The organism is Chitinophaga polysaccharea (assembly GCF_902150045.1).
Lineage (GTDB): Bacteria > Bacteroidota > Bacteroidia > Chitinophagales > Chitinophagaceae > Chitinophaga > Chitinophaga polysaccharea_A.
Map to the genome: position 1 here is coordinate 428817 of NZ_CABFVU010000002.1, position 26558 is coordinate 455374.

Here is a 26558-nt window from a genome sequence, read left to right on the forward strand (position 1 = left end):
GGCAACTGACTCAAGTAAATTTACGTATCCTTATTTGACCAAAATCAACCCTATGGTACTAAACTGTATTATTTTGGGTAATGACCCGGAGGGATTTGAAGAACTGGAGAATTATTTATCTGCTATCCCCTATGTTTACCTGGTATGCCGCAGCCAAACAATGCAGGAGGCGCGTTTCTGGATAGAAACACAAACCATTCACGTACTGATAGCAGGAGATTACAATGATCCGCTCTCCCCGCCCATGACTATAACCGGCATGCTGCCGGTTTTACTGATGGTGTATAATGGCACCTCATCTGCAGGGTTTGACTTCCTGCCTGTTGCACTTATGCAGTTGCCTTTTACCGCCAATGCGTTAAATGAAGTATTTTCTAAAATATACAAGACTATAGAAATAGAAGCAACAACTAACCCCACCCGTTATTCAGCGGATTATTTCACCCTGAAAACGCAGCACCGCATTGAAAAAGTATTTTATGATGAGCTGCAGTATGTAGAGGTAATGGATGATCATATCATGTTGCATCTTCGCGATCAGAAGCTGGTTACCACCGAAAAACTGGACTGGATCATTTCCCAGTTGCCTGCAAATGCTTTTATGCGGGTGCATCACTGGTTTGTAATAGGATTTCGCCACATTACCTCACTGGCGGAAGATCATGTAATGATTGGTGAAGCCAGGATTACCCTGACAAAGGAAATGAGGAAGGAACTGGTCAGGAGATACCAGCTGCCTATGGAGTAACACCTGTATGCAAACCTGCCAGTATCTTTCCTGCTACACCGGCAGCATCTTCATCATAAGCATGCCCGCCAGGCAGTATCAGTTTTTCGTACCGGACATTCAATGCTGAAAGGTTGAAGTCTTTTTCCTCTGCTCCGAAAACTAACAATAACGGCTTGTTGGTAATTTTATTCATCTCAGCCGGAACACTCATTCCCTTGTTACTGGATTTTCCCAGCATATCTGAGAGGTGTACTTCCATATCAGTATAAAGGGAGGGAGATAAAAATACCAGGTGTTTTACTTCCTCTGCAACTTCCGGTGGCAAACTGGTATAAATAAACGGAAGCACATCCGCGCCCAGTGAATACCCGATCAGCACCACGCCGTGGTTACTGCCCCATTGGCCCTGGTAATAAGTGATCAGGGAGGCGATATCCTTTGCCGCCTGCTGGGGCGACTTCTTACTCCAAAAATACTTCAGCGCATTCAATGCTACCACCGGGTAGTTTTTCTGACGGAACGACTCAATCACATTGGCTGAGAATTTCTTCATTCCGCCGTCTCCTGTTATATACAGGATCAATGGAGCCGTACTGCCGGCGGCAGGCGCCTTGATAACTACCGGCAGGTTACTGATCCCGCTCTGCGCTTTTGACTGAAATATTGTAAATAAGAAGAAAAAGCTAAGCAGCTTTGCTGTATTGAACATTTTACCTGGTGCCATATACTAAATTAACCCATCCCCATAAAACAAAATCCGTTCCGCGATTGTTCGCCTGCCTATGGCTGCATTACCTTACTCAATGCAGATGGCAATTGTATCAGGTCAAAATCATGTTCATACACCAGGTATTTGTTAGTCCACTCAGTGGCATATTTCTCCTTAAATTCCCGTAAGCCCTGATAGTGCCGGAAGAATCGCAGTTTTTCATACGCATACTTCACCATTTTTTCAGCAGTGTTTTCCGGCTGAATAATGCCAGACATGGGTACCATCCCGAGGTTCAGGTAGTGTAAACCTTTTTGCTGCGCATCCTGGATCAATGCAATGATGAGCGCATCCATTACGCCACCAGGCGCGTCGGCACGTTTCCGGATAAGATCATATGTACATTCACCGGGAGCATAGTCGGGGATTATATTAAGAAAGGCCGCTACCTGTCCTTCTGCATCAGTTACGGTAATCACATCCTGGTTCCGGATCACATCTTCATCAAACAGTCCCTGTGAAAAGGTGAGCTCTTTTACTTCATACTGATGCAGCCATTCATCGCTTACTGCTTTTAAAGCCTGCAGCATTGCCGGCGACTGTGGCGCTGTATGGAAAGCAGTTGTATAGCCCTTATTGGCCAGGCTGTTCAAGCCATTGCGCAGCGATTTCTTATCCTTACCACTCAGCGTAAAATCCCGTATATCCATAATGGCTTCCTGGCCAATCAGCATCTTTTTCTTTTTCAGGTAGCTGAAATAATAGGTGCTGTCTTCATCTACCCGGTAAAAAGCCGGCCGGAGGCCCATCTTCCGGCATTGCTGCTCAAATTCCTGTAATACCAGCAGTTTATTATCTTCACTGCACACCGGTTCTTCCAGTACAATAGCAAAGCTGCCGGCTATCCGGTAAGCGATAAAACCTTCATACTGTTCAGATACGAATAATAATTTGTCCTGTCCTATTTTGAAGTAATCCATCGGGGAATCGCCATACTGGCTCAGGTAAAACCGGGCTTTCTCCAGGCTGGTATTGGTTTGCTGGGTCACATGCAGGTAAGGCCGTATGATGGTGTAAAACAGGAAAGCCCATGCGCTCACGCCTAACACACGGATGGCCGACATAAATTCTTTCCCGAACCTGGTAACCGGCTGCAATCCATCGTCTTCCAGCAGCATAAAGCAATGGAAGGCATGGCGAATAGACTGCTGCCAGGTAAAATCTATACCGAAATGTCGCACATTCAGAAAATAAAAACCGATGGTACCAAAGATCAGGACTACAAACAGTGTAGCCATGGCCGTTACCACACCAATGTTCACCAGTTGGGGATTACTTTTAACCCGGTACTGGCGCGAAGTAATAAGCAATATAACACTGGTCACCAGGGCCAGGGACGCTTCTTCATAATCCAGCGCTTTCCCTATATGCCCGAATACCGATAGCAGCGACACTGCCAGTGCAACAATCCACGCGCTTCGCAAACCACGGAATAAAAAGGTGGCGGTTACCAGCAGCACCAGCCCAAGAAACACTACCAGCAAATTAGTGGCGTGGATAGAAGTGCCCGGGATATAAGCCCGCAATAAATGCATTCGGTTGGCTAGGGGAGGGGTGAGCACGGAAAAAATATTCACCATACCCAACAGGAAGATCAGGATGGGCGGAAGTAACCGTAATACCAGGTCCCTACCCTTCAATGCAAAGGCAAACATGCCCCCAATCAGCGGTAACCAGAATTCAAACAGGCGGAATAATAAAGTGATTTCCAGCGATTCCAGGGTGCTGAACCCATAGTTGCTGAGGATATAGGCGAGCGACAATTCAATGGCGCCCAACCCGCGCAGAAAAGGAGAAATGATTAAAAAGATGGTAGCCACAATGTATCCTACACAAGCTGCTTCCAATGATGGCGTAACACCCACGGCCAGCATGCTCAGGTACAGGTGGCCTACACCGGCTACTTCTATCAGCACCGATGCTATTACCGTATTCATGAAAGAAGGCACAGACAACTGAAATGTGAATATTTCATCCACCTGTTGCGCTGCCCCCGGGAAGTATTTCACCAGTAACCGGTAGGCACTGCCCTTAGCCTGCATGGAGCGTACCAGCCATACTACTCCGAGCAGCAGTGAACAAATAGCCACAAGTCCCCACAGGGCATCTTTCATAGTACCTGCATGGAGCATTGCATATGCCACCACAGGTATGCCTACCAGGAAAACGGAAAGGATGCCAACAAATCCGTAGATGCCCGAAGCCTGGTGGATCTGTTGTTTATGCAAACCGGTACGGCGCAGGCTCTGCGGCAGGTAAGCCAGAGAGCTGATACCTCCTGCCGGCAGGAAGACCGATAAAAGATTGCGTTTCAGGAATAATTCGGTACTTCTGCCGGTATCCAGCCTGGCGCCTACTGCCCGGAAGCTGAATACATACATCGCTGCCTGCAGTAAAATATAGGCAATGGTTACCATTACCCCAAGTACTACCCAACCCCTGTGCGCCCTCTCAATAGCAGGGATCAGGGAATATAATTCATGGCGCTGTGAACGGAAAAAATAAATAGCCAGCAATATAAATAACACTGCCAGCAGCTCTTTCAGATGGAGCTTGCGCAGGAATGCCGCAGTAAAAAATTTCTTTTTCAAGGGTCCGTGGGTTTCGTTAATCTGTTGTTCGCATTAACCCGCAAAGTTATACCAACTTTTAACCGAATCCCTGTAAATGCGGGGAGTTTAAGGGGATTTTAATTTATGGGAGATGATCTTCCGGTTTTTATTTCATTAGTATAACCTTCTCCGTATGAATAAGTTCATTATTCCCCAATTAACTGGAGGAAGTAGGTACCGGGGGCAAGACCAGCTTATAGTAATTTCGTTGTTGCAGCTGCCGGGGCGCAGGTTAATGTACAGGTATACTTTAATTATTCATCATTAAAGGTTCCGGATGGGCCATAAAAACTCCCGGCGGGATCGCCGGGAGTTTTTATCAATACGGTTGTATTAATTGTTGAGTGTTAGTCTTAATGCTCTTCCTGGTTATACGGAACTACCAGCACGGGTATACGGGAATGACGGATAATATATTCCGCATTGCTGCCCAGGAGCATATGATCCAGGCCGGTTCTGCCATGCGTGCCTACTACCAGCATAGTTGCATTGCTTTCATGTGCCTGTGCCAGGGTTTCGTTTTTAGGATTCCCGGTACCTACCAGGATGCTGATGTTCTTTTTATCAGGGTAGTTTTGCCTGTATGCTTCCAGTCTTTCTTCCACTTCACGGATCCGTGCGGGAATATCGTCGGTGAATACAGGGCCGCCTTCTGGCAAACCGATACCGATACCTATTTCTACCACAGAGTAGAGGGTAACGGAAGCATTCATTTTATCGGCCAGTTCCAGGCCGGTCCTGATCAGGTTTTCTGAAAAGCTGCTCAGGTCTACTGCGATCATAATGTCTGACATATGCAGATATATTAGTTTGTGAATATTTATTCATTATTGTTATGCTTTCAGTGCATCCCAGCAGAGGTCAAAGGCGGTATTGATCCTGCTTCTGTTAAGGGTGATGCTACTGTAATGCGTTTGTTTAACCAGTTCGTTCATGGCGCCGATAATAAAGGTGAGCAAGAGCCCTGCATCTGCCTGCTTGATAAGTTGTTCTTTCTGACCTCTGTCTATCAGGGCGTAGAAGGGGGCCGAAAGTTGCAGGGCCTTTTCCCGCGTATCGTTGGTGATAAACGGTGAATGATAACATTGTTCCATAAAAATAACTTCTTCAAAATGTTGCAGCTTATAGCGCAGGATATTCAGCCAGATGTTTTTAAACCCGGGCTTGAAGGGTATTTGCGGGTTGTAACCTTTAAAGGATACCTGTACCGAATTTTCCCGGCAGGCAGCAAATAGCGCATTGATCAGCTCATCTTTCCCCTTAAAATAAACATATAAGGTGCCTGTGGCAATGCCGGCTTCCCTGGAGATGTCGCCCATCGTAACGCCGGATAATCCTTTTTCCGCCACCAGCCTGAGCGCCGCCTGGAAGATCTGGATTATTTTCTTATCATCTTTCCGTTTCACACTACAAATATAAGCGAATATATATTCATTTTAAAGTCAAAAAAGCCTCCGCAGTGGAAACTGCAAGGCGCTGTAGCTAGATGATGATTAAATCAAAAACCCATTGGTTGTTTAACCGGTGGGTGATTGTTAACGAGGTTGCGCGTCGTGGGCGACAGAAATCACCCGTCGGCCTGGAAAGGCCAACAGGTGCTGTAGAACATTTCTTAGTTGTATGCATTTTTTCAGTTATCAGAAGATTACTGAATGGAAACAATATTAATTGCTTTCGTAGTGCAGAGAGTTAATTAAATCTAAATAAGAATTGTATAACGGGAGAGAAAACCGGGCAAAAAGAAACCTCTGCCGATGACAAACAGCAGAGGCGTTTTAAAACATTCACATGGCATCTGCGGAATCGCGTCAGATGCTGATAACACATTATAGCCTGTTATTAAGCTAAATAAGATGATTGCTGAATTTTGAAAGTTACTATAACTTATCTGTTACCGAAATTAGATATTACCCTTTATAATAATCGTTAATCATTGGTTAATGACGAAAACTTACCCTCAAAGCCTTGATTGTATCATTTTCCCTTTCCCTGATACCATTTTCCAGGCATTTGCATATACCGGCGGATATGTATATTTTTTACGGACATTACTACTAAATTTAGCTATATGTTCCACCGGATTCCCACGTTGCTAATACTGTTATGCCTGCTCAACCCGCTAAGAGCGAGCACCCAGGATATGCCGGACATGTGGAATAAAGGTGCCGTAAATAACAGATCGCATCCGGGGTTAAAATGGTTTAAAGAAGCAAAATTCGGATTGTTCATTCATTGGGGCCTTTACTCTGAGCTGGGTGGCCGCTGGCACGACAGCAGCTATTACGGCAGCGGCGAATGGATCATGAACCGCGCAAAAGCGCCTGCAGCTGAATATGCCAAAGTAGCTCAAACATTCAATCCTGTAGGGTTTAATGCGGAAGAATGGGCGGAAACGGCTCGGCAATCAGGTATCAGGTACATGGTGATCACCGCCAAGCATCATGAAGGCTTCAGTATGTATGATTCCAAAGTAACCGATTTCGATATTGTTGATGCTTCCCCCTATAAAAAAGATCCGATGAAGGCGCTTTCTGCTGCCTGCCGCGCAAAAGGGATACAGTTTGGATTCTATTATTCCCAGTTCCTCGACTGGCATGAGCCGGATGGTGGTGGGAATAACTGGGATTTTAAAAATAAGGAGAAAGATTACCAGCGATATTACCGCACTAAATCAATCCCGCAACTGAAAGAACTATTAACCAATTATGGCTCCCTCGGCCTTATCTGGTTTGATATGCCTGGAGGCCTGACCGCTGAGCAGACCAGGCAAATGATCGATAGCCTGCGATTGCTGCAGCCAGGCTGCCTTTTCAGCAGCCGCGTAGGGCATGACCTTGGTGATTACCGCGACTTTGGCGACTCTGAAGTGCCACCGGTTCCCATCTCCGGCGCATGGGAATCAATTTATACCCATAACGACTCCTGGGGATATATCCGCCACGACCTGAACTTTAAATCCCCCGCAGAAATTATACACCTCCTGGGAAATGTAGCCTCCAAAGGTGGAAACCTTATGCTCAACGTAGGGCCCGATGGAAATGGCAAATGGCCGGCTTACTCCGTGGATTACCTGAAAGCTGTGGGCAAGTGGCTGAAAACCTATGGAGAAAGCATTTACGGTACCACCTGGGGACTGATCCCCGCGCAACCATGGGGAGTAACCACCAGCAAACCAGGAAAATTATTCCTGCATGTATGGCAGATGCCGGCCAACAGGAAGCTACGCATACCGGGACTAACCGCAAAAATTAAGTCGGTGAAAATACTGGGCAATAAAAATCCACTTACATGGCAACAACTGCCGGAAGAAACCATTATTAATCTGCCTGTAACGTTGCCGGATACACGAAGTACTGTGCTTGAGCTGGTATACGCAGGACAGCAAACAGATTTATCGCAGCTCCGTACACAAACCGTGAGCAGTGAATATCCACAGGCGGAGATACCCGCTGTATGGGCCATTTTCAATGGGAAGGCCCAGAGCAGGCTTTTTACTTACTCCCATTACTTCGGTGACTGGAAGCATGATAACTGCATGACCGGTATGGTAACCCCCAACGATGCCATCATATTTCCACTGGAAGTGCAGGATGCAGGCGACTATAAAATTATACTTGACTATGCCTGCGAGCCCTCAAGCGCTTCACAGCAGGGGCTGGTAACCCTGGGCAGACAGCAGCTCCCGTTCCTTACACTGGAAACCGGCAGCTTCGGCAGTCATCAACCCATGAATTTTATTCAACACGCAATAGGTATCATACATATCGATAAAGCAGGAAAACAGAACCTCACAGTGAAACCGGTTTCCGGTAACAAAAATGAATTGTGCTGGTTGAGGAAAGTGATCCTGCAGCCGGTTAAATAACTTTTATAAGAAGAACAAGAACATGAAAAAAACAAACCTCCTGTTAGGACTGGTTGCCAGTCTTGGTTCAGGCATAGCAGTTGCGCAGGTAAAAACACCTGCGCCCGACTGGTTAATAAATCACCAGCCCTATACCGCCACGGTAACCGAAAAGAACAAGGAAATCACACTCAGCAACGGGTTGCTGAGCCGTAGTTTTCGTATAACCCCCAACGTGATTTGTACCGGTTACAGCAACCTGGTAAGCGGAGAACAATTATTGCGCGCCATTAAGCCGGAAGCCAGGATCACAATTAACGGGCACGACTATATGATAGGCGGTGCATATGGACAAAAGCAACAGGCATACCTGCTCCCTGTATGGCTGGATAACCTGAAAGCCGGATCATCAGATTTTATATACAGCGGTCACCAGGTAACAGCCATCTCCCCCTATTTAAAATGGCAGGCCAGGAGATGGTGCAGTAACTCAAAGCAGCCTACAGGGAAAGAGCTTACTTTCTCCTACCAGGCGCAGGCGCCTGAATTGAAAGGCATCCAGGTAAAAATACACTACGATATATTTGATGGAATACCGCTGATCTCCAAATGGCTGGAAATAGTTAACCAGAGCGGGCAGCCGGTAAAACTGCAACAAGTAGTGAATGAAATACTGGCTACCCCGGAAGAAGAATCGGCCGTAGTTGGCAGTGTGAATAAAATGCAGGTGCCACACGGAATTTATATCGAAAGCAACTATGCTTTCAATAACGCCATGAAGGCAAATCTCAGTGATCAAACCACACACTGGAAGGCCGACAGTACCTACACCACACAGGTGAACTACGACCTGCAAACACCCTGTGTGCTGGAAGTATACCCCACGGTGCCTGTTGGCGTTACCCTGGCCGCCGGTGAACATTTTGAATCTATCCGTACCTATGAGTTATTGTTTGATGGATATGACCGTGAAAGGAATGGATTGGCTAAAAGAAGATTTTACAGCACCATTGCGCCCTGGACTACAGAGAACCCTGTTTTCATGCACCTGGTAAACACCGATCCGGTAAAAGTAAAAGCTATCATTGACCAGTGTGCTGAAACCGGCTATGAAGGCGTGATCCTTAGCTTTGGCAGTGGTTTGAATATGGAAGATACCAGCACTGCCAATATTGCGAAGTTCAAAGCGCTGGCCGATTATGCACATAGTAAAAAGGTAATGCTTGGCGGCTACTCCCTGTTTTCGAGCAGGCGTATCAGTGAGGAAGATGATGTGATTAACCCTGCTACCGGTAAAACCGGAGGTGCATTTTTTGGTAACGCTCCCTGCATGGGTAGTAAGTGGGGCCTGGGTTATCTGCAAAAGATTAAAAAATTTATCAGCGCTACCGGCTTCGATATCTTTGAAAATGATGGCCCTTACCCAGGCGATGTTTGCGCATCCACTACCCATCCCGGCCACACCGGGCTGGAAGATTCCCAATGGAAACAAATGCAGTTGCAGAAAGGATTGTATCACTGGCTCAATGAAAGAGGCGTATATGTAAATGCCCCGGATTGGTATTTCCTGGATGGTACCAACAAAATAGCGCTGGGCTATCGCGAAGTAAATTTTTCCCTGCCACGGGCGGAACAACTGATCCTGAACAGGCAGAATATTTTTGACGGCACCTGGGAGAAAACCCCTTCCATGAGCTGGGGCTTTGTACCGCTCAGTGAATACCAGGGAGGCGGTGCCGCAGCCACCCTAGAGCCTCTGAAAGACCACCTGGACGCTTATGACCAGCTGATGGCGCAGTATTATGGAGCCGGGGTTCAGGCTTGTTACCGGGGCCCGCGTTTATACGATACCGATAGTACCAAAGCCGTTGTCAGGAATATGATCGACTGGTATAAAAAGTATCGCAGTATCCTCAATACAGATATTATTCATTTACGCAGGGCCGACGGCCGCGACTGGGATGGCATTATGCACGTAAGCGCACAACTGCTGCAGAAAGCCCTGGTGATGCTGTATAACCCAACCCAACAGGCAATTACCCGGGAAGTGGCTTTGCCGCTGTATTACAGCGGTCTTACAAAAAATGTCCGTATCCGCGAAAAGGAAGGCGTGCTAAAAACGTATACGCTTGACCGTGGTTACATGGCACATGTAAAAGTAACCATCCCGGCAAACGGCTATACCTGGCTGGTGGCAGAGTAAACCTGTATCAAACCAAATCTGTATAATTTATTAGTTATGAAGAAACTATCACTTTGCGTTCTCACTTTCCTCATGATGCTGGCAGCAGTAAATGCACAGGAAAAGAGAATATTTAACGAAACGGACGCACAAAAAGAGCAACGGCTGGCCTGGTGGGTAAACGACCGCTTCGGGATGTTTATTCACTGGGGACTATACTCCATGCCCTCCCGGCACGAGTGGGTGAAAAGCAATGAGCATATTACAGACAGCGCCTATCAGAAGTATTTTGACCTGTACAACCCAGACCTGTATAATCCACGCGAGTGGGCCCGGCAGGCGAAAGCGGCAGGTATGAAATACGCGGTGATCACTACCAAGCACCATGAAGGTTTCTGTTTGTTCGACTCCAAATACACGGATTATAAAGCAACCAATACAGCAGCGAAAAAGGACCTCATCAAAGAATGGGTGGATGCTTTTCGTGCAGAAGGATTGAAGATAGGGTTTTATTATTCGCTGATCGACTGGCACCATCCTGATTATACGATTGACCGTGTACACCCGCAGCGCCCTGCCGATCCAAAGGATTATGAGAAGCTGAATAAAGGACGTGATATGGAAAAATACCGTACCTACCTGAAGAACCAGGTGAAGGAGCTGATGACCAATTATGGAAAAATTGATATTCTCTGGACCGATTTTTCTTTTCCGGGAGAACATGGCAAAGATCATAACGACTGGAACTCACTGGAGCTTATTAAGATGATCCGCAAGCTGCAGCCCGGAATTATTATCAACGACCGGCTGGACCTGGGAGAGTATGAAGATGGCGGCGACTTTGCCACCCCTGAACAGTATAAGGTATCTGAATGGCCCACCCGTAATGGGAAACGCATTCATTGGGAAACCTGTCAGACTTTTTCCGGTTCATGGGGATATTACCGGGATGAAACTTCCTGGAAAGATAACAAGCAGCTGCTTGTACTGCTGATTGAATCCGTAAGTAAAGGCGGTAACCTGTTGCTGAATGTGGGTCCTACTTCCCGCGGTACTTTCGATGCCCGTGCGCAGGAAAGGCTTAAAGGAATGGGCGAATGGATGCAGGTGAACAGCCGTTCCATTTATGGCTGTACCGAGGCGCCGGCAGAATTCAAACGCCCGGATAACAGCTTGCTGACTTATAACCCAACTACCAAACGCTTATATGTGCATTTGCTCGATTACCCGCTGCAGCGTTTTGAATTGCCCGGAATGAAAGGCAAGGTTAAATATGCACAGTTGCTGAATGACGGTTCCGAAATAAAAATGAGGGGCACCGACAAAGGCGACCTGGCCCTGGAACTTCCGGTGCGCAAGCCCGATGTGGAGATACCGGTAATAGAACTGGTACTTCAATAATAACGGAATTGGTCCTCGAACACTGATTACGCTGATGATAATGATCAGCCTGATTTTTACTTTCTGAATCCTCTGGTAATAAGGGAGATAGAAGCGACTTAACCCGCTTTATCTCCCTTTTATTTTCAAATTTTAAGGCCAATTTCAAACTCTAAAACTAAATCAAACTAATCATTATCATCAGCGTAATCAGTGTCCCAGGAAAAAATCCGCTTATATCTCCCCCTATTATCATCCTACAAAAAAGCTAAATCAAATTAATCATCATAATCATCGAATCAGTGTTCCAAGACAAAATCCGAGGGTCTAAAATTTTTTTAGGAAATCTCGGGAAGATGTATATTTTTATACTAACCATTTTTTATTGTTAAACATCCTGGATGAAAAACGCCTTTTTTTGCCTGAGTACATTCCTATTGGTGGCTGTATCCTTCAGTTTTACAGCGCCTTTGCCGGTTGCAAAAAAGCCGAATATCGTAATTATCTTCATGGATGATATGGGGTATGGTGATCTTGAATGTTTCGCCGGCACTCCCTGGCATACTCCTAATATTAACCGTATGGCCGCACAGGGCATGCGTTTCACTTATTTTTACGCTGCACAGGCAGTTTGCTCTGCATCAAGGGCCGGGTTGCTTACAGGCTGTTATCCGAACAGGGTAGGTATACACGGTGCTTTGTCGCCAGCCTCACCTATAGCATTGGACACTGCAGAACAAACCATTGCATCCATTTTGAAAGCACAGGGTTATCGTACCGGAATGGTAGGTAAGTGGCACTTGGGAAGCAAGGAACCCTGGCTGCCGTTGCAACATGGCTTTGATGAGTACCTGGGCCTGCCTTATTCCAATGATATGTGGCCGGTGCATTATGATGGAAAGCCATATGCAGATACATCTGCCAATCCGCGGAGAAAATATCCGCCTTTGCCCCTGATTGAAGGTAATAAGCCACTGAGGTATATTAAAACATTGGAAGACCAGTCACAGCTCACCACCCTCTATACCGAAAGAGCCTGCCGCTTTATAAAGAACAACAGGCAGCAACCGTTTTTTCTTTACCTGGCGCATAGTATGCCACATGTCCCTATTGCGGTTTCTGATAAGTATAAAGGGAAAAGTAAGGATGGGCTTTTTGGAGATGTAGTGGAAGAAATAGACTGGTCTGTTGGTCAGGTATTAAAAACGTTGGAGGAAAACGGCTTATCTGATAATACCCTGGTGATTTTTACCAGTGATAATGGTCCGTGGTTGTCGTATGGTAATCATGCCGGGAACACGGGAGGTTTGCGTGAAGGTAAAGGTACATCCTGGGAAGGCGGGGTGAGGGTGCCGTGTATAATGTGCTGGCCGGGAAAAATTCCTGCCGGTAGTGTTTGTAACAAAATGGCCTCTACTATAGATGTGTTACCTACTGTTGCTAATTTATGCGGTGCTGCATTGCCTGTCCGCAAAATTGACGGCGTGGATTTAAAATCATTATTGTTTAATGAAGCGGGTGCAAACCCAAGGGATGAACTGGCCGTATATTATCAGGTGAACAGTCTGGAAGCTATCCGGAAAGGGCCGTGGAAGCTGGTGCTTCCGCATAAGGCGAGAACATATAAATTAAATCTTCCCGGGTATGACGGCTTTCCGGGAGCACAGCCGGAAGTAGAGGTGCCAATGGCTTTATATGATATGAGGCGTGACCCGGGAGAAACGCTGGATGTGCAGAAGCAGTTTCCTGAAGTAGTGAAAACCCTGCAGGCAATAGCAGAAAAGTACCGGTTGGCACTCGGAGACGACCTCACCGGGGCAAAAGGAACAGAGCGGCGGATGGCTGGAAAAGTACAATTGTAATATATATGCTAAAGTATAATTTGTTTAAACGAGAGATAAGCTAACTTTTAAATAGTTGATTAGTAACCGATTAGATTCCCGTTATTCCATTAAAAGACTGCCCACAACCACGTTACATTTTCGTTTTATCGGTAATATAAAATGAATTGTATATTAATATTTATTGAAAAACCATATATGTATCCGATTGACTGCTGCATGTAATTGTTTCAAATTTGTTACGGGTATGGGAACCGTATGATTCTTTTCCATTATAATTTATCAACCATACCAGCCTCCGGGAACTAGCAGTTATTAATGGGAAACTTCATATGAATATACATAACCCAAAAGAAATATTATGAAAAAAGTGCGGCCTATTAATCCTGGTAGTTTAGAAGGAACGCCTGTTTTAGAGGTTTCGGGATTGCACAGCGAATCATCAGAAACGTTACAACAATTAGCAAAAGATATCTGCAACCTGGTTTTTATGGATATAGAGATACCCGGACTGACCGCAATAGAAGCCGCCAGCATAGTAAAAGCAGCTTACCCTGATATAAATGTGCTATTGCTCACCCTGAATGAAACGGAGCAGGAACTAAGGCCGGTACCGGCAGCTACCGATTCGTTTAAAGTAGATCATGTACCGCCGGTTTCCCTGTCCGAATTTATTGCCCAGGTATATGAAACCGCTTTGCAATCGAACCTGGTAGCAGTAAACAAAGTACTGGCCTTTTTCCGGAAGGAGAAACAGGTTTATCAGGATCCCTATGGGCTGTCGCCGAGGGAGAAGGAAATTTTACGTTGCCTGGTAAACGGCGACACCTATAAGCAGATAGCCGACGGATGCCATATCAGCGTGGGAACAGTTCGCTCCCATATCATGAATATTTATCGTAAGCTTGATGTAAATTCCCGCTCCAATGCTATTGTAAAAGCAATGAAAGAACACCTGGTCTGATGCTGTAATATTTAGCCCCAGAATCCCTGTGCCTTTACCTGTTTACCTTGCAGACGTAATGATTTACGCACCTGTACCACCATCTGCTGATTTCCTGCTACATAATAAGTAGTATTTCCTGCCGGGAAATCATAATGGTATAACCATTCATGCAAATCGGTGAGATAGTGACCGTTATTGGAAAGCGGCTGCACAGGCATTTGCAGTAGCTGTCGTGTAGCAGGATCTTCCAGTTGGAGGAAACAATAAAACTGCTGTGCGGCTGCTTTTCGCAGATACAAAGAATGGAAATGCCCGGTGGCACTTGCATCTCCTATGCAAACCAGGTATTGAGCATCAGACGGTTGATGGAAACCGCCTCCGGGTCCGGCATAATATACCTCATCACCAGGTTGCAGGTTCAACGCCCAGGAACTGCCAACGCCTTCATGCCCGCAATCCACTATGAGTGTGGCGGTTTGTTTAGCGGTATCCCAGTTTGCTACAGTATAATCACGGTAAGTGTATGGCGCCACCTCGCATTTAAGATGCTGGGTGCTCCGTTCAGGTAATGCCTGTGGCAGTTGCAGGTGTATCTCCAGTAAAAAATTTCCTATCCGCGCCAGGTTTATTACATGCGCAGTTTTTCCTATGCGCGACATCAGGAAACTGGTCGCCCTGTCTTTAATCGAAATCATGTAAGTAAATATAATTGGGTGATTATAAGATGCCGGTCATAGAGGGGTAAGCCCGGATAATAAGGCCCCTGATATTTTCGGACCTGATGCTCAGGTGTTTGAAAACGCTCAGGGCTTCCAGTGCAGGAACCAGTTCAAGCATGTCTTTCAGCGCTGCAGTGTAGGCTTCACTGTGAGTATCCGTACTTTGCTCAATAATTGCAACGTTAGCAAGGAAAGCAGCTACAGAACCTTTCCTCAGGGTTTGACCGTTTATTTCAACATGGTTAACATCACCGGGTAAAATTGCAGATGGTTTCATAAACTAATTGTTTCAGCAAAACTAACGGACCCTTACTTTCCCACTATTATACTATTCCGGGTTATAATTATACTTTTCCCGGCTCGATATCCGGAAAGCAACAGGTGTTTGCCCGGTATGCTGCTTAAAAAAGCGGTTGAAATAGGTAACCTCATTGAACTGCAGGCACCACGCTATTTCCTTGATGCCATGGGTGGAATGCAGTAACATACGCTTGGCTTCCAGTATCCGTCTTGCAGCCAGCAAAGCAGAAGCTGTTTGCCCGGTTTCCTGTTTTACTACCTCGTTCAAATGATCTGTAGTAACATGCAGCGCCCTTGCATAATCGCCGGAGCTGCTCCAGCTCAGCAGGTGTTTCTCCATCAGTTCCCGGTAACGGGTCAATAATTCCGGTTGCAGGGATGCCCCCTTGTTATTTTCAGGAAGACAACGCATAAAGAATGTCAGCAGTACTGCCAGGTAATGCTGCAATACCTGCTCCTGAAGCGCTTTGCGGGTATTAAACTCTTGCAGCAACTGTGCGCATAAGTGCCATATCTCCTGGTAAGTACGGCTGTCGGGCGTTACCGGGCATTCCATACATACAGGTAAGGCAGGGAAACCAGCTGGTAAAAAATCAGCCGTGAAAGAGATCAGGTACACATCCAATGCCTGATCCGCATCCGAAGATAAATGTACCTGCCATGGTGCCAGCAGGAACATACTCTCCGGGGGCATGTCTATCAGCCTGAAATCTATCATATGCTGACTTCCCGTTTTACCCGTTACCGCCAATGTGTAAAACTCATGCCGGTGGGCAGTTGTCAGATCAGCATTGGGGTGATGCGCCGGTTCCCCGGCTTTTTTATAATGAACATCTATCATCAACCCCGGAACAACCTGAAGTTCTTCCAGCCGGTACGATGCAATGATGGATTGTTTTTCTTTTTTCATAGCAACATCCTCACTTTATTATCAGACGATCAGGGGAAACAATTATTGTATAATTTTTTTTCTTTTTGAACGACAGGTACTTTTTTATTTCAACAAGCCTGCATTTCTCTGTATTCCTGTCTTTTTCGCGCTGCCTCAAAAAGATACCTGAAAAAGGTAAAATTGCATATGTTTATTTGCAACCGATTGCATAGTTTCGGGCTATATTGATACAACAAGCATTAAAGCTGTTGCATAAATGCTGACTATACTAATTTAAAGCAGCCGGAGTTGTGTTGCAAACATTTGCCGGAAACTGATGAATTCCATGATGAAAGACGAATGTCTGTATGCTCATACACTCCAAAAAATAATACACTGATGATAAAGCATTTGTTAGCGGCTTCGCTGATGTTAGCCTTCGTAAGCGCCGGTGCCGCATCACCGGCAGATTCCCTCCTGAAGCTCTGGTACCGGCAACCCGCCCGGCAATGGGTGGAAGCCTTGCCCGTTGGAAACGGTCGCATTGGCGCCATGGTTTTTGGAGGTATACAGCAGGAGGAACTGCAGCTTAATGAAGGCTATCTCTGGTCCGGTATTCCCCGTGATGGTAATAATCCCGCAGCAAAAGAAGTGCTGCCTCTTATCCGCCGCCTGCTGGCGGAGGAAAAATACATGGAAGCGGATCAGCTGGCCCGCAAAATGATGGGCACCTATAGCGCCAGGTATCTAACATTGGGGAGTCTTTTTATCAACAGCGATATACCCGGTGAGGCTACGCAATATAAACGTGAACTGGATCTGGACGATGGAATAGCCCGGGTTAGCTATGTGGCTAACGGCATTGCCTATACGAGAGAAGTGTTTTGCAGTTATCCCAATCAGTTATTGGTGATACGATATGCAACCAGTAAGCCGGGATGGCTTAGTTTCAGCACCCGTTTCGCCAACCCCATGCCGCATACCAACTCTGTGGTGAATCCACACTATGTAGTAATGAAAGGCAGATGCCCGGAATATGTGGCGGCAAGGGCCTATGAACCAAAACAGGTTGTTTATGGAAATAAAGGTATTAACTATGAGGTACATCTTGATGCACGCGTAAGCGGGGGACAGGTAAAAGCTGATACCGGCGGTATACATATTTCCGGCGCCACCGAAGCTGTCCTTCTCTTATCAGTAGGTACCAGCTATAAAGATGGATTACCCGATGGCAAAGATCCCCACCTGGCTGTTATAGCCCCTTTACAACAGGCCGGAAGCTATGCCCGGTTATTTGATGATCACGTACACGACTATACGTCATTATTCAGCCGTGTGCAGCTCGATCTTGGGAAAGACAGTTCCGCCTTGCTGCCAACAGATGAACGACTGAAAGTATATACCCTTCACGGAGGTAATCGCGATCCACAACTGACTACACTGCTGTACCAATACGGCCGTTACCTGATGATATCAGGCTCCCGTAAAGGAGGACCGGCCATGAACCTGCAGGGATTATGGAATAAGGAAATGCAGCCGCCATGGGGCTCCAACTATACCATTAACATCAATACGGAAATGAATTACTGGCCATCAGAAACCGCTAACCTGTCGGAATGTGGTGATCCTTTATTCGATTTTATCGCACAGCTGGCTAAGCACGGGCGTGTAACCGCTTCCGTTAACTATGGAGCTAAAGGCTGGACGGCCCATCATACTTCCGACATATGGGGTATGACCAACCCGGCTGGCGGTTTTGATTTTTCTGATCCCAGCGGTAACCCAAAATGGGCCATATGGCCTATGGGCGGCGCCTGGCTGAGCAGGCATTTATGGGAGCATTACCAGTTCACCGGTGATAAGAAAATGCTGCAACAGGTATACCCGGATCTGAAGGGAGCAGCAGTTTTTATGCTCGACTGGCTGGTGAAGGATAATAATGGTCAATGGATAACAAGCCCTTCTACCACACCGGAAAATAATTTTATGGTGAATGGTAAACGGGAAGGATCTGTAAGTATTGCCACTACCATGGACCTGTCCATTATCCACGACCTGTTTAATAACACGATCCGCGCGGCGGAGGTGCTGCAGCAGGATGCGGACCTTATAGCGCGTATAAAACAAACCATGAAGGAAATGTATCCATTCCATACGGGGCAGTATGGCCAATTGCAGGAATGGTATAAAGACTGGGATGATCCGGAAGATTCCCACCGCCATGTGTCACACCTGTATGGCTTGTTCCCCGGGAATTTCATTTCACCACGTAGAGATACGGTACTATCGGCAGCGGCTATACGTAGCTTGCTGCTCAGAGGAGATGGAGGCACCGGTTGGTCTAAATCATGGAAAATAAACTGGTGGGCGCGCCTGGAAGATGGCAATCACGCTTATACCATGTTGAACAAACAATTATTCCTGGCAGGAGGGCAGGCAGTGAGTGTAGCCGATAACAGCGGAGGATCCTATCCCAACCTGTTCGACGCGCACCCTCCGTTTCAGATTGATGGCAACTTTGGCGTAACCTCTGGTATTACAGAAATGCTGTTACAGAGTCATGATGGTGTTCTATACCTGCTGCCGGCATTACCGGATGCCTGGCCTTCAGGCAGTGTAAAGGGATTAAAGGCCAGGGGCGGCTTTGAGGTAGATATGGAATGGAAGAACGGACAGCTTGCACATGCTGTAATCCGTTCTGCATTAGGCGGGAGCTGCCGTATTCGTACGCAGTTGCCCGTTAGTATTGATGGTAAGCCGGCAAAAGTGGCTGCTGGTAATAATACAAACCCGTTTTACCGGTTACAGGTCCCTGTGCGGACTGTTGTAAAGGATCCAACGAAATTGCCGGTGTTGCAGTTGAAAAAAGTTTTTGAGTATGATTTTTCTACTGCACCCGGCAAAACTTATAATATTTTATGAACTGTTCCACCGTTTACTTCAGCTACTAACACTATTTGGGCGATGCTATAAACAAATAATATCCACGATGAAAAAATATAGCTGGTTTTTGATTCCCTGTTTGCTCCTGGGAATAATTAATACCTGGGCCGGAACTCCGGGGCAGTTTGTTCAGGCGCTGAAAAGTAGTACGCCGTTGGTGTACACCGCTGATGGCCGCATAGCGCCCGATTATATCAAAGTGATCCGTAACTGGAAGAATGATCAATGTGAAATACGTATAGTCAATACCGGTAGTATGCCGCTGAGATTGAAAGAAGTAGTGACGGGCATAGCCGGTAAGATATTGCCCTCCACTACCCCGTTTTATGCAGAAGGATTCCAGATGCTTACACAAACGGCAGGTACCCTTGCTCACCCTGAAACGCTGGGTAACTATACAGATGCCGGGCATTATAAAATTCCCCAGCCGGAAGGATACATGGCGGTATATAACCTGCTGCGTTTATACCCTGCAAACGGCGACCAGGTATTACTTGGCTATACATCCAGCAGGCGCTTTGTAAGCAAATTCTATATTTCGGCAGATACTATCAAAACCGTAACCGACCTGGAGAGTCTGGAACTGGCTCCAGGTACTGGTTTCAACCTGGAAGAATTAATGATGATCACCGGCAGGGATGGGAATGTGCTGCTGGACCGCTTTGCTGCCAGGATACAGGAACATCATCCCCGGCTTCAATCTAAACAACCGCCTACAGGCTGGTGCTCCTGGTATTGCTTTGGCCCCAAGGTAACCGCACAGAATATTTATGACAACCTGGATTATATAAAGAACAATATACCAGCACTGAAGTATATACAGGTAGACGATGGTTACCAGCCACATATGGGCGACTGGCTTGAGTCGGGAAATTCTTTCGGGGGAAATGTACAGCAGGTACTGCATACGATCCGCGAAAAGGGTTTTGAACCGGCCATTTGGGTAGCACCTTTTATTTGCGACAGTAATTCCGCTATTTATAGGAATCATAAAGACTGGCTGGTAAAAGATGCATCGGGCGCGCCTTTGCGCAGCGACCTGGTTACTTTTGGCGGCTGGCGACTGAAGCCCTGGTATGTGCTGGATGGAACAAACCCGGCTGTGCAACAGCACCTGGAGCAACTGTTTCGCACCATGCGCAATGAATGGGGTGTTACTTATTTTAAGCTTGATGCCAATTTCTGGGGCGCCATTCATGGTGGTCATTTTTATGATGCCCGGGCTACAAGGGTAGAAGCATACAGACGGGGTATGGAGGCCATTCTCAAAGGGAGTAGGGATGCTTTTATACTGGGATGCAATCATCCGCTGTGGCCTTCGCTGGGATTGATTCATGGCAGCCGTAGCTCTATGGACATCAAACGCAGCTGGTCTGTATTTGAGCGTTCGGGAAGGGAAAATCTTTACCGTGCCTGGCAAAACGGCCGCTTATGGTGGAATGATCCTGATTGCCTGGTGCTGACCGGGAACATGCCCGGCAATGAATTTAATTTTCATGCAGCGCTGTTATATGCAACCGGCGGTATGCTGCTGAGTGGAGATGATCTTACAAAAATATCACAGGAACGGTTACACGTTTTGAGAAAGGCTTTACCACCGGCGGCGAAGGCCGCTGCTTTTGAAGGCACTGGTTTTGAAGTCGGCCAACTGACCACAACAGCAGGTAAACAGGTAATTCTTCTCAACTGGCAATCATCTTCCAAAAAATTAACAGTAAAACTGGATCAGCGATACCAGGTATCAGACTACTGGACAGGCGCCGATCTTGGGATTTATAACGGTTCTTTTGTAATGGACCTGGCAGGGCATGATGGCCGGGTATTGTTATTAACACCCAAAAAATAGCTCCATGCGTATTTTTCTGCTGGCTTTTTTCATAACGCTTTCCTGTGCAATACATGGGCAATCTCCTTTTCAGCTGCAACTGCTTAAAGATACGCGGCCGGAGGTGATCAAACGGGCTGCCTGGGCGCTGCAACAGGCGCCTCAAACAATTACGGCTTTCCGCTGCGAGCGCAGTGCCGGCGGGGTACACGATTTTTATTCGGAAGGAGATTACTGGTGGCCGGACCCGGAAAACCCCAACGGGGCGTATATCCAGCGTGACGGTGAAACCAATCCCGGCAACTTCGTGGCGCACCGGCAGGCTATGATCCGCTTCAGCCGGGTGATGGGAGCATTGGCGGCAGGATATATCGCTACCAAAGACAATACCTATCTGCAGCACGCGCTATTGCATGCGAAGGCCTGGTTTGAAACAGCCGCTACGCGTATGAACCCTTCCCTGTTATATGCACAGGCAATTAAAGGGAAAGTAACCGGCCGTGGCATTGGTATCATTGACACTATCCACCTGATGGAAGTGGTGCAGGCATTGGGTGTTATGGAAAAGGCAGGCCTTATTCCAGCCGCCGATCTGAAGAGTTTTAAAAACTGGTTTAGCGAATACCTGCAATGGCTTACTACACATCCATACGGGAAAGATGAAATGAATGCGGCCAATAACCATGGCACCTGCTGGGTAATGCAGGTAGCAGCATTTGCACGTTTTACGGGTAACCGGGAAATACTGGACTTTTGCAGGACCCGTTATAAGACGGTATTATTACCCCGCCAGATGGCTGCCGACGGTAGTTTCCCGCTGGAGCTGAAACGTACCAAACCTTATGGCTATTCATTGTTTAACCTCGATGCCATGAGCACCATCTGCCAGTTGCTGAGCACTCCGGATAATGACCTGTGGCGCTTTACGGCCGACAGCAGTAAGAGTATCGCTAAAGGAATTGCCTGGCTTTATCCGTTTGTAAATAATAAGAATAGCTGGCCTTATGCACATGATGTGATGTACTGGGATAACTGGCCGGTGGCACAACCTTTCCTTATTTTCGGCGCAGCGGCGCTTCAGCGCCCTGAATATTACCGGTTGTGGCTATCGCTCAATCAGGATCCTGAAGAGGAGGAAGTATTGCGGAACCTGCCCGTACGGAATCCTCTTATCTGGTTATGAGTGTGTTAGAGTTTACAATTATTTAAGATTCAGATGCTTTATTTTCTTAATATAAATCCTTAACTTTAGGTAACTATACACTATGTTTAAACTTTAGAGAAATGAGTTGGATGGATGACTTGTATGTTATTTACCAGAAACTGGATGCCACCGGTTGTGAAGAGGTAAAGCATGACATTTTAAAAGCCCAGATTGATGGCTGCAACCGCGGAGAGATCTATTTCCTGGTATTGCAACAACTGGTCCAGATCAAAACAGGTAAGACGCCTGTTTATGAGTTAATTAAAGGAGAAGTAGAAAATATTATCCACTGTAGTAAAGGACAATACCTGAATTAATCATTTTAATTCTTCTATCAGTTTCTGCACTTTGAGGTAATTCGGCGCACCCGATGGAATTTTCAATAGCCATTCGAGGCACTGCTGTTTACGCCCTTCTTTCAGGTAGCTCAACGCCATATAAAATGCGGCTTCATAGCGAAGCTCACTGCTGTTGTTAAAAACAGTCAGCAGGTCCTGTCGCGCGGCCCCGGTCTGGTTTTGATCGATCAGTGCTACACCACGATAGTAGCGGGCATATAAATTGCCGGGGTTGGCAGTCAGTGCTTTGTTCAGCAACATTACCGCTTCATTGAAGTGGCCATGATTAAACTGTACGATGGCTTCTTCGGGAAGCCGCAGGCTGTCTATGTCCGGGATCTGCATTTCCGTAGAGGCAAATTGCCGGTAAATATTTTTTCTCCAGGGGCTCACATACAGCAATATGGCTAATCCTGCCGCTATCAGTGCAGTGAGGATAACATAGTTCCGGATGGGAATAGGTGAATTATCTTTCAGTGTATACCACGCATTGCGATGAGTGAATAACAGGTGTTGCAATTCATCCCGGTTGGTATCGTTACAGATTCTCTGGCCCAGCAGCTGGCGAACGGCGTCGAAGCGTTTTACCTGCTGGGTAAGCAGGGCATCGCCCTGCAGCCTGTCGGAGAAGGCTTTACGTTCTGCCTCGTTCATCTGGCCGCTGAGAAAACGGTCTGTTTCCAGCAGGTCTTTTTCGGAAAGACTGTTAGCTTTTAATTTGGTATCGATATCCCTGAACAGGCTGCGGAAACAATCGGCTCTTCTGCCGGGAAGCTCTTTAACAGGAATGTTTGTTTCTGCGGCAATATCTTCCTGCAGGCAGCCATCAGTGAGTGACCAGCGGAGCAGTTCCTTACAATCATCTGAAAGGGCAAGGTAGTAGTGATAGGCGAGCCGCCGTTTTTCTCCTTCTTTAAGCACATCTTCCACATCCTGGATATCATCCCTGCTCATGGTAGAAAGCTCCTCAGCTTCCAGGCCTGGAATGCGCTGTCCTCTTCTTTCCAGTTCCTGTTCCCAGATACGCTTGCATAATAGTTGGAGAAATGGCTCAAAGTCGGTGACCTTCAGCGGATGGCGGCGGGCGAAGTAATAAATGTCCATCAGTGCCTCTTCGAAGATATGGGCTGCGTCTTTTACGTGGCCGCTCTTTTGCAGTATGAACCGCTTTTCTTTAGATGCAAACCGCTGATAGATATTTTCAATTACTGCTGGTTTATGGTGAAGCAATCCCTCAATATATTCCTGGTCGTTATTTATTAATTGTTCAGGTGACATACATATCGTTTTTGCCGGTTCCTCTGTATTAAAAATATTAAACCTTGCGGAAGTGGCCTAATTATTTATTCGCCGTTTTCCGCAGTGAAGGGCCTGAGCAGGCTGCTTACCTGGAAAGCAGGCTGGCGGCATGGTTGGCAGAAGGGGTTACCGTACCGGAAAAAGATATCTCTTTGGTTATTCCGTCATCTTCCCGTCGTGTTAGCCGCAGATGGCTGGCTGCTGCTGCGGCAGTGTTGATAGTGGTTATGGGTGCGCTGGTTTATTTTTACCGGCTGGCCCCGGTGAAGCAAATACATTACGTGAACAATACCGGCCATATTGATACCTTGCTGCCAGTGCCGGGTTGTACCCTTATTACAGGCAAAGGCGCTTCGCTTGCTTATGTGGAGGGGTTCACTGTAACCCCGGAATTACATGTGCTGGGTGGAGGTCCTTACCTCCAATATGCTGGCAAAGCGGGAACAACATAAGCCGCTGCAGTTCAAAGCAGTAAAAAGTCAGTCGCTGCTGGCCTGGAAAACAGGCCGGCTCACGTTCCGGAATACTCCGTTGGAAGAAGTGATTGATGCCGTGAACAGTTACTTCGGGCTCGACATACAGGTACCACCTTCCGCAGCCAGCCTGTATAAACGCAGCCTCACTGTCGACTTCGGGAATAAATCTGTGGATGAAATACTGGTATCGCTGCAAAGGGCGCTTAAGGTCCCTTTGGTAAAAGACAGTGGCAACAGGTACTACATAACCTTGAAATAAAGAAGTATCAGCTCAGGTTTAAGCCTGCCGTTAATTGTTTAAGGATTGTTTTCAGTTGTGTAAACGTTTCCTCACCTATTATACTGGCATAGAGGTCCTGTACTTCGTCCACGGCTTCGTAGGCATTGATCATAAACTCTTTTCCTTTTTCTGTGAGAAAGATAATGCTGGCGCGGTTGTCAGAATCGTGTTTGCGTGTGCCTATATAATTATCTGCTTCCAGGTTCTTTACCACTTTACTCATGGCTTGTTTACTGATACGCGCTTTCCTGGCGAGATCGTTGTTAATAGTGCCCTGGGCATCAATATGTACAAGGAGGACCATATCGCCCAGTTTGAAATTTTTGTATCCGCGTTCCTGTAGTTTCTGTGTAATACGCAGGTCTATATCTTTTTTGAACAAATTGATCAGGCGGGCAAGGCTATCCGGTCTTTTGGCCAGGCATGCCTCATATCTCGCATCTATAGTTGCGCTCATCATATTGTAGGTTTGGTAAAAGTGTACAGTTGATAAAATCTTGTCCTGATGCAATGCTACAAAAAAGCAGTGATTTTTTGTGCGGTGGCTTAAAATTTATAATCGTTTATTTAAAACAGTAAGACCCGCCGGTGGGGCGGGTCTTTAATATATTATAAGGGTAGTGTTATTTGTACGCGTAATCAGCCATTACGGTATATGTTCAAATACACTTTCTGCCCTGGTATAGCATCTCAGTCCGACGATGGTATTGCTTATCCCCACCTTTACTCTTTGTGCAGACCTGATGCTGGTAGATGTCAGTCAATCAGAGCCTAAAGCCCCGGCGATGCCCATTTCCAGTCCACGCAGTTCTGCCAGTCCACGTAAACGGCCTATAGCGCTGTATCCCGGGTTGGTTTTCTTATGCAGGTCATCCAGCATCTGGTGTCCGTGATCCGGGCGCATTGGAATGGAAACATTGCGGCGTTTCATGGTGAGCAGGATATTTTTTACTACGGCAAACATGTCTACGTCGCCTTCCAGGTGGTTGGCTTCATAGAAGTTGCCCAGTGCATCACGTTGTGTGCTGCGCAAGTGGATGAAGTGGATATGATCTCCCAGGCGCTCTATCATACCGGGGAGGTCGTTATCTGCCCTTACGCCGTAGGAGCCGGTACAGAAGCACAGGCCATTGGAGGCATATGGAGCTGCAATCAGCAGCTCACGGGCATCCTGTTCGGTGCTTACCACGCGAGGCAATCCAAAGATCGGGAATGGAGGATCATCAGGGTGGATGGCCAGTTTAACACCCACTTCTTCTGCCACCGGCGCTATCTGCTGAAGGAAATAGAAGAGGTGCAGCTTCAGTTGTGTGGCGTCAATGCCTTTGTATTTATCCAATGCTACCTGGAACTGCTGTAGTGTAAAGCTCTCCTCTGATCCTGGCAACCCGGCAATAATATTCTTTTGTAACAGGTCTTTATCCGCTTCGGTCATGCTGTCGAAGTGTTCCTTCGCACGGGCAATTTCTTCTTCACTATAATCTTTTTCTGCTTCCGGTCTTTGCAACATGAACAGGTCGAATGCCATGAACGCGGCTTTCTCAAAGCGCAGTGCTTTGGAGCCATCTTCTACGGTGTAGGACAAATCGGTGCGGGTCCAGTCAAGCACCGGCATAAAGTTGTACGTAACCGTACGAATACCACATGCGGCCAGGTTTCGCAATGATTGCTGGTAGTTGTGGATATAATCTTTAAAACGGCCGCTTTGCGTTTTAATATCTTCATGTACCGGCACGCTCTCCACAACCGACCAGGTAAGACCGGCTGCTTCTATGATGGCTTTCCGCTTTTGTATCTCCTCCTTCGTCCATACCATTCCATTAGGCACATGGTGCAATGCGGTTACAACGCCGGTAGCTCCTGCCTGTTTAATATCAGACAAGCTAACCGGATCATTGGGCCCGTACCATCGCCATGTCTGTTCCATTCTCAGCATAATGCAAATACGTTTAGTAAATCCAGAATTTCTAGTTCCAAACCCCAAAAATATAATCTATCC

General features: G+C 46.8%; 22 protein-coding genes. 12 read left to right on the forward strand and 10 right to left on the reverse strand.

Annotated elements, in window-relative coordinates; genetic code table 11:
- The first annotated feature begins 52 nt into the window (after positions 1-52).
- Positions 53-748 carry a LytR/AlgR family response regulator transcription factor gene (locus FN124_RS16310; protein WP_142685856.1) on the forward strand — a complete coding sequence of 232 codons (696 nt, stop codon included), beginning with the start codon at positions 53-55 and terminating at the stop codon, positions 746-748.
- Here FN124_RS16310 and FN124_RS16315 read toward each other — a convergent pair.
- The 4 genes from FN124_RS16315 to FN124_RS16330 form a co-directional block, all read right to left on the reverse strand.
- Positions 738-1454 (reverse strand): AcvB/VirJ family lysyl-phosphatidylglycerol hydrolase, encoded by a 717-nt coding sequence (locus FN124_RS16315; RefSeq protein WP_142685857.1) that lies wholly within the window; start codon positions 1452-1454, stop codon positions 738-740. The two genes, FN124_RS16310 and FN124_RS16315, sit on opposite strands and share 11 nt — an antisense overlap.
- Before the next feature lie 56 nt (positions 1455-1510).
- Complete coding sequence (locus FN124_RS16320; RefSeq protein WP_142685858.1) at positions 1511-4090, reverse strand: phosphatidylglycerol lysyltransferase domain-containing protein; 2580 nt, start codon at positions 4088-4090, stop codon at positions 1511-1513.
- 374 nt (positions 4091-4464) lie between these two features.
- Positions 4465-4905 carry a universal stress protein gene (locus tag FN124_RS16325; protein ID WP_142685859.1) on the reverse strand — a complete coding sequence of 147 codons (441 nt, stop codon included), beginning with the start codon at positions 4903-4905 and terminating at the stop codon, positions 4465-4467.
- A gap of 39 nt (positions 4906-4944) precedes the next feature.
- Entirely contained in the window at positions 4945-5517 is a 573-nt protein-coding gene (locus tag FN124_RS16330) for a TetR/AcrR family transcriptional regulator (protein WP_142685860.1), read from the reverse strand.
- Positions 5518-6179: 662 nt separating this feature from the next.
- Between FN124_RS16330 and FN124_RS16335 the strand changes: the two genes are divergently transcribed.
- From FN124_RS16335 to FN124_RS16355, 5 genes are all read left to right on the forward strand, one after another.
- Complete coding sequence (locus FN124_RS16335) at positions 6180-7976, forward strand: alpha-L-fucosidase (protein WP_142685861.1); 1797 nt, start codon at positions 6180-6182, stop codon at positions 7974-7976.
- A 22-nt stretch (positions 7977-7998) separates the two neighbouring features.
- Positions 7999-10158 carry an alpha-galactosidase gene (locus FN124_RS16340; protein WP_142685862.1) on the forward strand — a complete coding sequence of 720 codons (2160 nt, stop codon included), beginning with the start codon at positions 7999-8001 and terminating at the stop codon, positions 10156-10158.
- Positions 10159-10194: 36 nt separating this feature from the next.
- Entirely contained in the window at positions 10195-11538 is a 1344-nt protein-coding gene (locus tag FN124_RS16345) for an alpha-L-fucosidase (RefSeq protein WP_142685863.1), read from the forward strand.
- 380 nt (positions 11539-11918) lie between these two features.
- Complete coding sequence (locus tag FN124_RS16350) at positions 11919-13379, forward strand: sulfatase family protein (protein WP_142685864.1); 1461 nt, start codon at positions 11919-11921, stop codon at positions 13377-13379.
- 340 nt (positions 13380-13719) lie between these two features.
- Complete coding sequence (locus FN124_RS16355; RefSeq protein WP_142685865.1) at positions 13720-14322, forward strand: response regulator transcription factor; 603 nt, start codon at positions 13720-13722, stop codon at positions 14320-14322.
- A gap of 11 nt (positions 14323-14333) precedes the next feature.
- Here the strand turns inward: FN124_RS16355 and FN124_RS16360 are convergent, their stop codons facing one another.
- Genes FN124_RS16360 through FN124_RS16370 form a run of 3 tightly spaced genes read right to left on the reverse strand, consistent with a single transcriptional unit; the run spans position 14334 to position 16233 of the window.
- The gene (locus FN124_RS16360; protein ID WP_142685866.1) at positions 14334-14999 is read right to left on the reverse strand and encodes a siderophore-interacting protein; all 666 of its coding nucleotides are present in this window, start codon (positions 14997-14999) and stop codon (positions 14334-14336) included.
- Between the two features lie 22 nt (positions 15000-15021).
- Complete coding sequence (locus tag FN124_RS16365; RefSeq protein WP_142685867.1) at positions 15022-15300, reverse strand: hypothetical protein; 279 nt, start codon at positions 15298-15300, stop codon at positions 15022-15024.
- 51 nt (positions 15301-15351) lie between these two features.
- Positions 15352-16233, reverse strand: a complete 882-nt coding sequence (locus FN124_RS16370; protein WP_142685868.1) for an AraC family transcriptional regulator — start codon at positions 16231-16233, stop codon at positions 15352-15354.
- Positions 16234-16593: 360 nt separating this feature from the next.
- Between FN124_RS16370 and FN124_RS16375 the strand changes: the two genes are divergently transcribed.
- The 4 genes from FN124_RS16375 (at position 16594) to FN124_RS16390 (ending at position 22483) form a co-directional block, all read left to right on the forward strand.
- Positions 16594-19116 (forward strand): glycoside hydrolase family 95 protein, encoded by a 2523-nt coding sequence (locus tag FN124_RS16375; protein ID WP_142685869.1) that lies wholly within the window; start codon positions 16594-16596, stop codon positions 19114-19116.
- 67 nt (positions 19117-19183) lie between these two features.
- Positions 19184-20983 carry a glycoside hydrolase family 36 protein gene (locus FN124_RS16380; RefSeq protein WP_185937235.1) on the forward strand — a complete coding sequence of 600 codons (1800 nt, stop codon included), beginning with the start codon at positions 19184-19186 and terminating at the stop codon, positions 20981-20983.
- A 4-nt stretch (positions 20984-20987) separates the two neighbouring features.
- On the forward strand, positions 20988-22145 hold the full coding sequence (locus FN124_RS16385) for an alginate lyase family protein (protein ID WP_142685871.1): 1158 nt from the start codon (positions 20988-20990) through the stop codon (positions 22143-22145).
- Between the two features lie 101 nt (positions 22146-22246).
- Positions 22247-22483 carry a hypothetical protein gene (locus FN124_RS16390; RefSeq protein ID WP_142685872.1) on the forward strand — a complete coding sequence of 79 codons (237 nt, stop codon included), beginning with the start codon at positions 22247-22249 and terminating at the stop codon, positions 22481-22483.
- Here the strand turns inward: FN124_RS16390 and FN124_RS16395 are convergent, their stop codons facing one another.
- The gene (locus FN124_RS16395; RefSeq protein ID WP_142685873.1) at positions 22484-23782 is read right to left on the reverse strand and encodes a tetratricopeptide repeat protein; all 1299 of its coding nucleotides are present in this window, start codon (positions 23780-23782) and stop codon (positions 22484-22486) included.
- Between the two features lie 44 nt (positions 23783-23826).
- On the opposite strand from FN124_RS16395, the gene FN124_RS16400 reads away from it, so the two are divergent.
- Together FN124_RS16400 and FN124_RS16405 are read left to right on the forward strand one after the other, a co-directional pair.
- Positions 23827-24255: a hypothetical protein gene (locus FN124_RS16400; protein ID WP_142685874.1), complete on the forward strand. Its 429-nt coding sequence runs from the start codon at positions 23827-23829 to the stop codon at positions 24253-24255.
- Positions 24230-24538 (forward strand): FecR domain-containing protein, encoded by a 309-nt coding sequence (locus tag FN124_RS16405; RefSeq protein ID WP_185937236.1) that lies wholly within the window; start codon positions 24230-24232, stop codon positions 24536-24538. The genes FN124_RS16400 and FN124_RS16405 overlap by 26 nt, the downstream gene beginning before the upstream one ends.
- Positions 24539-24545: 7 nt before the next feature.
- Here the strand turns inward: FN124_RS16405 and FN124_RS16410 are convergent, their stop codons facing one another.
- Together FN124_RS16410 and uxuA are read right to left on the reverse strand one after the other, a co-directional pair.
- Positions 24546-25016, reverse strand: coding sequence for a MarR family winged helix-turn-helix transcriptional regulator (locus FN124_RS16410; RefSeq protein WP_185937237.1), 471 nt, complete (start codon positions 25014-25016; stop codon positions 24546-24548).
- Between the two features lie 303 nt (positions 25017-25319).
- Positions 25320-26495, reverse strand: a complete 1176-nt coding sequence (gene uxuA / locus FN124_RS16415; protein WP_142685877.1) for a mannonate dehydratase — start codon at positions 26493-26495, stop codon at positions 25320-25322.
- Between the last annotated feature and the right edge of the window lie 63 nt (positions 26496-26558).